The organism is Kitasatospora sp. NPDC056651, from assembly GCF_042792155.1.
Taxonomy (GTDB): domain Bacteria; phylum Actinomycetota; class Actinomycetes; order Streptomycetales; family Streptomycetaceae; genus Kitasatospora.
The window spans coordinates 1-6,085 of record NZ_JBHTWX010000163.1; the positions used below are offsets into that span (position 1 = coordinate 1).

Annotated in this window: 3 protein-coding genes; 1 reads left to right on the top strand and 2 read right to left on the bottom strand. The window is 72.9% G+C overall.

Annotation, left to right across the window (positions count from 1 at the left end):
• Positions 1 to 278: 278 nt before the first annotated feature.
• Both ACFRAR_RS36550 and ACFRAR_RS36555 read right to left on the bottom strand, forming a co-directional pair.
• Positions 279 to 1,268: a YihY/virulence factor BrkB family protein gene (locus tag ACFRAR_RS36550; protein WP_380704359.1), complete on the bottom strand. Its 990-nt coding sequence runs from the start codon at positions 1,266 to 1,268 to the stop codon at positions 279 to 281.
• A 47-nt stretch (positions 1,269 to 1,315) separates the two neighbouring features.
• A complete protein-coding gene (locus ACFRAR_RS36555) occupies positions 1,316 to 2,314 on the bottom strand; it encodes a glycosyltransferase family 2 protein (RefSeq protein ID WP_380704361.1) in 999 nt (332 codons plus the stop codon).
• A 132-nt stretch (positions 2,315 to 2,446) separates the two neighbouring features.
• Between ACFRAR_RS36555 and ACFRAR_RS36560 the strand changes: the two genes are divergently transcribed.
• Positions 2,447 to 6,022, top strand: a complete 3,576-nt coding sequence (locus tag ACFRAR_RS36560; RefSeq protein ID WP_380704363.1) for a CDP-glycerol glycerophosphotransferase family protein — start codon at positions 2,447 to 2,449, stop codon at positions 6,020 to 6,022.
• The last annotated feature ends 63 nt before the right edge of the window (positions 6,023 to 6,085 follow it).

Consider the following 6,085-nt stretch of genomic DNA (forward strand, 5'->3'; position numbering starts at 1 on the left):
CATCCCGTACTCGCGGCGCTCGCGCAGGGCGGCGGCGACCCGGCGGCCGAGCCGGGCGGCGGCGCGCCCCACGACGCGGGCCGGGGGGCCGCCGCGGGGGGGCCCCCCCCCGCGCGGGGGGGGCCCCCCCCGTAGGACGGCGGACTCGGCATCGGCGGCTGGTCGGTCGTGGTGCTGGCCGCGGGCGGGGCCGGGTACGGCGCGCTGGTGCTGCGGCGGCGGCGCTCCGCCGGCTGATCCGCCCGGCTGATCCGGCGGGCGGCGGGGAAGGTCCGGTCTCAGTCCTGGGGCCGGGCCTTCCCCTTCCCCTTCCCCTTCTCCTTCTCCTTCTCCGCCTCCTCCGCCCTGGCGGCTTCCGCCTCCGCCTCCGCCTTGTCGGCCGCCGCCAGCAGCGCCCGTCCGTACGCCCTGGTCCGTTCCCGGGCGGCCGCCGGGTCCGCCGTCGCCGTCCAGGCCACGCAGTACATCAGCAGCCGGGAGACGAAGTTGATCCACAGCAGCAGCGCCACCGGGGTGGCGAACGCCCCGTACAGGCTCCGTCCGGCGACCGAGCCCAGGTAGGAGGCGAGCAGGAGCTTCAGCAGCTCGAAGCCGACCGAGCCGATCAGCGCGCCCTGTACGAGGTCCCGGCGGCGCTGGTCGGTGATCCCGGGGAAGGGCGCCAGCAGGTAGGCGAAGAGCAGCATGTCGCACGCTATGGCGATCAGCACGCCGACCGTGGTCAGCAGGTAGCCGCTGCCCAGGCCGATCGCGTCGGCGACCCGGCCGGCCAGGGTCGTCCCGACGGCGGAGACGGCCAGCGAGAACAGCGACACCAGGCCGAGGCCGGCCAGCACCGACACGTCCCAGGCCTTGCGCAGCACCGGGTTGCCCTCGTCGTGGGGCAGCTGCCACAGGTCCCGGATCGAGGTGCGCATGGTGTCCACCCAGCCGAGGCCGGAGACCAGCAGCAGCGCCCCGCCGACCACCCCGACCGTGCCCGCGTTGGACACCAGGGAGGGCAGGTTGAGTGCGTCCGCGAGCCCGGGCAGCTGGTCGGCGATGTGCCCCTGGAGGTCGTGCACCCGGCTGTCGCTCAGCGTCGCGGCTGCGATCGCCAGCCCCACCGTGAGCAGGGGGAAGAGGGCGAGGAAGCCGAAGAAGGTGACGGCGCCGGCCAGTCGGTTGCCCCGGGCGGCGGAGAAGTACTCGTACACCCGGTACGGGCGGCTGCGCAGCACCCGGGCCACGAGCGGGCCGACGACCGGCAGGCGGGTCAGGAAGTCCACCTGACCGGTTATACCGGCCCGTCCTCCGAACGGGTGTCAGGTGGGTGTCACCGCTTGACGAGTCGGCGGGCCTTGGCGACGGCGCGGACGGCCTGGTACGCGCCGTAGCGGCCGTGGCTGAGCAGCTCGGTGCGCACGCCGTCCACGCCGGCCGGCGGGCGGTAGCCGGCCGGGCGCAGCCGGGCGCAGTGCGCGGCCGCGCGGCGGAAGTACTCGCGGCGGTCGCCGGGCGGGACCCGGCCGGGCTTGGAGACCACGGTGTTGAGGTGGTGCAGCATCCGGCCGTAGACGACCGGGCGCCAGTGGTCCAGGTCGGGACGGCCGTCGAGGAAGGCGAAGACCAGGTCGTACTGGGCGAACACGTCGAAGTGCTTGCGGCTGGCGGTGGCCAGGATGTTGCCGCCCTCCTGGCGCTGGCGGTAGTGCACGCCGACGCGGTCGAGCAGGGTGATCCGGGCGGCGGCGAGCAGCGCCGGGTACGTCCAGGGGGTGTCCTCGTAGTAGCCGGCCGGGAAGACCAGCCGCTGCTCGGTGAGGAAGCCCCGGCGGTAGGCCTTGTTCCAGACGACCTGGAGCAGGTCGAGCAGGTCGGGGCGGGCGGCGAGGTCGAAGACGTCCGGGGAGGCGGCGCCGAAGACGTGCGCGGAGGCGGCCCGGGTGATCCGGCCGTCGGCGTAGGTACGGGCGTAGTCGTAGACCAGGACGTCCGGGTCGCCGGTGGCGGCGAGCCGCTCGTCGACGGCCTTCAGCAGGCCGGGGGTGAGCGTGTCGTCGCTGTCGAGGAAGACCACGTAGTCGCCGGAGGCGACCTCCAGGCCGGCGTTGCGGGCCCGGCCGAGGCCGACGTTCTCCGGCAGGTGCAGCACCCGGACCCGGCCGTCGGCCGCGGCGGCCTCGTCCAGCATGGCGCCGCAGCGGTCCGGGGAGCGGTCGTCCACGGCGATCAGTTCGAAGTCCGGGCCGTCCTGATCGAGCACCGATTCGAGGCATTCGACCAGGTATTCCTGAACGTGGTACACGGGGACGATCACGCTGAAACGGGGCACCGGCCCAGCGTAGTGGCCCCGGGGACAAACCGGCCCCGGAGGTAGGATCGGGGGCGCACGTACGCACCGATCCCAGTGCGGTCAGGCCCCTCCGGACTGGCACGCTCCTCCCGAGAAAGGCCTGCGTAGCCGATGGCTCCCCGCCTCTCCATCGTCGTCCCGATCTACAACGTCGAGCGCTACCTCGTGGAATGCCTCGACTCGATCGCCGCCCAGACCTTCACGGACTTCGAGTGCGTCATGGTCGACGACGGTTCGAAGGACGGCAGCGCGGCGCTCGCCGAGGCGTACGCGGCCGAGGACTCCCGGTTCCGGCTGGTCCGCCAGGTGAACAAGGGCCTGGGGGCGGCCCGCAACACGGGCATCCGGCACATCGACCCGGACTCCGAGTTCCTGTGCTTCGTGGACAGCGACGACTCGATGCCGCCGAGCGCGTACGAGCTGATGATCAACACGCTGGACGAGACCGGCTCGGACTTCTGCACCGGCAACGTGCTGCGCTTCCGCGCCGTGGGCTACTACCAGTCCGGCGGCCACGTGAAGCCGTTCAAGGAGACCAGGCTCAAGACCCACGTCACCGAGATCCCGGCGCTGGTCACCGACCGCACCGCGTGGAACAAGGTGTACCGCCGCTCGTTCTTCGACGCGGCCGGCCTGCTCTACCCCGAGGGCATCCTGTACGAGGACGCGCCGGTCAGCGTCCCGCACCACTACCTGGCCAAGAGCGTGGACGTGCTCTCCGAGCCGATCTACCACTGGCGCGAGCGCGAGGTCGGCGAGATGTCGATCACCCAGATGCGCACCAACCCCAAGGGCCTGATCGACCGGGTCGCCTCCGTCGAGCTGGTCCGCGCCTGGCTGCTGAAGCAGACCGAGCCGCGCTTCGCCGAGTACCTGCGCTCCTACGACGAGAACACCCTCGTCGAGGAGATCCCGATGTTCTTCGGGTCCCTCGTGGACGGCGACAGGGAGTACCGGGACGCCTACCTCCAGCACGTCAGCCGGCTGCTCCGGGCGATCGGCTCCGACAAGACCGCCAAGCTGCGCGCGCCGCTGCGGCTGAAGTACCACCTGACCCTGTCCGACCGGGTGGACGAGCTGGTCGAGCAGATCACGTACGAGAAGGAGAGCGGCGGCGGCGTCCAGGCCCGCGGTCTGCTGCGCCCGTACGCCGACTACCCGTTCCTGCGCGGCGGGCGCCGGAGCGTGCCGTCCGGGGTGCTCAAGCTGGACAACTCGCTGGTCATCCGCAGCCGGCTGTACCGGGCCTCCTGGGAGGGCGGAAAGCTCCGGCTGGCCGGGCACGCGTACCCGGAGCAGCTGGGCGCGGCCGGCAAGCACGACATGGTCCGCACCCTGGTGATCCGCGAGACCAAGGGCCGCCGGGTCATCGCGGTGCCGATGAAGACGACGTACAGCCCCGAGGCCACCGCGAGCTGCCACCACGACCTGTACAGCTGCGACTGGTCCGGCTTCGCCGCCGCCGTCGACCCGAAGAAGCTCAGGCAGCGCGGCCAGTGGAAGGACGGCAACTGGCGCGTCCTGGTGGCCGGCGCGGGCAAGGGCGGGGTGTACAAGGGCCGGATCTCGGCCGGCTGGAGCGACTCCGCGCAGTTCCTCCCCTCGCACTGGGTCGAGCCGGACGTGCGGATCGTGCCGTGGACCCGGGACAACTTCGTCTACCTGCGGGTGGAGACGGTCAAGGCCCGGGTGACCGGCCTGGCCGCGCAGGGCGACCGGGTGGAGGTCTCGGGCGCGGCCCGCTCCGGCCCGAGCTTCGCCGGCGCGCGGCTGCGGCTCACCCACCTGGAGTCGGACCGCGAGCTGTCCTTCCCGCTGGAGCTGGGCGCGCCGGTCGGCTCGCTCCAGCCGTTCGCCGCGTCCTTCCCGGTCGCCGAGCTGACCGCCGTCCGCGAGGCCTGGGCCGAGCTGGACCCGGCCGCCGCCGAGCGCAGCCGCGACCGCTGGGACGGCGCGTTGCTGCTCGCCGACGGCAGCACCGTCCCGCTGGCCTGGGACGACCGCAACGCGCCCGAGCGGCTGCACCTGGCGCTGAACCCCGACGCCCCGGTCACCGAGCGCCGGGCGCTCTACTCCAAGCCCTCCCCCGGCGGGTACCTCCAGTTCACCGACCAGGTGCTCCAGCCGCTGGTGGACGAGATCTCCGCGCGCGGCGCCGACGGCTTCCTGCTGAACGGCTCGTTCCCGCTGCCCGGCGCGCACCGCTGGGAGCTGGCGGTCCGGCACGAGTGGCTGGAGGAGGAGCACGTCTACCCGGTGGAGATCGCGGACGGCCGGTTCCGCACCGCGCTGCCCGCCGTGCCGACGGCCTCCTTCGCCGGCCGGGTGCCGCTCGCCAGGGGCACCTGGACCGTCGTCTTCCGCCCGGTCGGCGTGCCGGTGGCCGACCTGCCGGACGCCTGCGCGCTGGTCACTCCGGACTGCTTCGGGGCGCTGCCGATCGAGGTGGAGTCCCGCGGCAAGCGGATCACGCTGGAGCGCCGCAACCACGACGGCCTGTCGCTGGAGTCGCACCCGGTGCTGGCGCCCGAGGAGCGGGCGGGCTTCCGCCAGCGCCGGCTGCGGACCGAGGACTACCCGGCCGCCCGCCACGAGCCGCTGCGCGACGCGGTGCTGTACCACGTCGGCCTCCGCAGCGCGTACGCCGACTCGCCGCGGGCGGTCCACGAGGAACTGGTCCGCCGCGGCCTGCCCCTGGAGCACCTGTGGGGCAGCGACGACATGCAGGCCGAGCTGCCCAAGACCGCGACCACGGTCCGGGTCCTGAGCCCGGAGTGGATCGAGGCGCTGGCCACCGCCAAGTACATCGTGACCAGCACCCACCTGCCCGAGTTCTTCGTCCGCCGCCCCGGCCAGGTGGTCATCCAGACCTGGCACGGCACCCCGCTGAAGCAGATCGGCTTCGACTTCGAGAAGGTCTGGTTCACCGACACCGGCTACCTCAAGGGCCTGGCCCAGGAGGTCCCGAACTGGAACCTGCTGGTGGCCGGCAACCGCTGGTCGGCCCCGGTGCTGCGGCGCGCCTTCGACTTCAAGGGCGAGATCCTGGAGAGCGGTTCGCCCCGGAACGACCTGCTGTTCGCGGCCGACCGGGAGAAGACCGCCGAGCAGGTCCGGGAACGGCTCGGCCTGCCCGAGGGCAAGAAGGTCGTGCTCTACGCGCCGACCTGGCGCGAGGACCGGCGCCGGCCGCAGGACGGCTACCAGATCGACCTGCGGATCGACCTGGCGGCGGCCAAGGCCGCGCTCGGCGACGACCAGGTGCTGCTGGTGCGCCGGCACGAGCTGATGTGCGGCCAGATCCCGGACGCCGGCAACGGCTACATCTGGGACGTCGGCAGCTACCCCGACATGGCGGAGCTGCTGCTGATCGCCGACGTCCTGGTGACCGACTACTCGGCGAGCGTGTTCGACTTCGCGTCGACCGGCAAGCCGATGCTGTTCTTCACCTACGACCTGGAGCACTACCGGGACAACCTGCGCGGCTTCAGCCTGAACTTCGAGGCCGAGGCGCCCGGGCCGCTGCTGGCCACCTCCGAGGAGCTCGTCGCCGCACTCGGCCGGGTGGACGAGGTCGCGGCCGAGTACGCCGACAAGGCCGCCGCGTTCCGCGAGGCGTACTGCGACCTGGACGACGGCGGGGCCGCCGGCCGGGTGGTCGACGCGATGCTCCGCATCGAGGGCTAGGGCCCCGGGAGGCGGCCCGCACCCCCCGCAGAGGGGCGCCCCCCCGTTTGCGCGACCGACAGC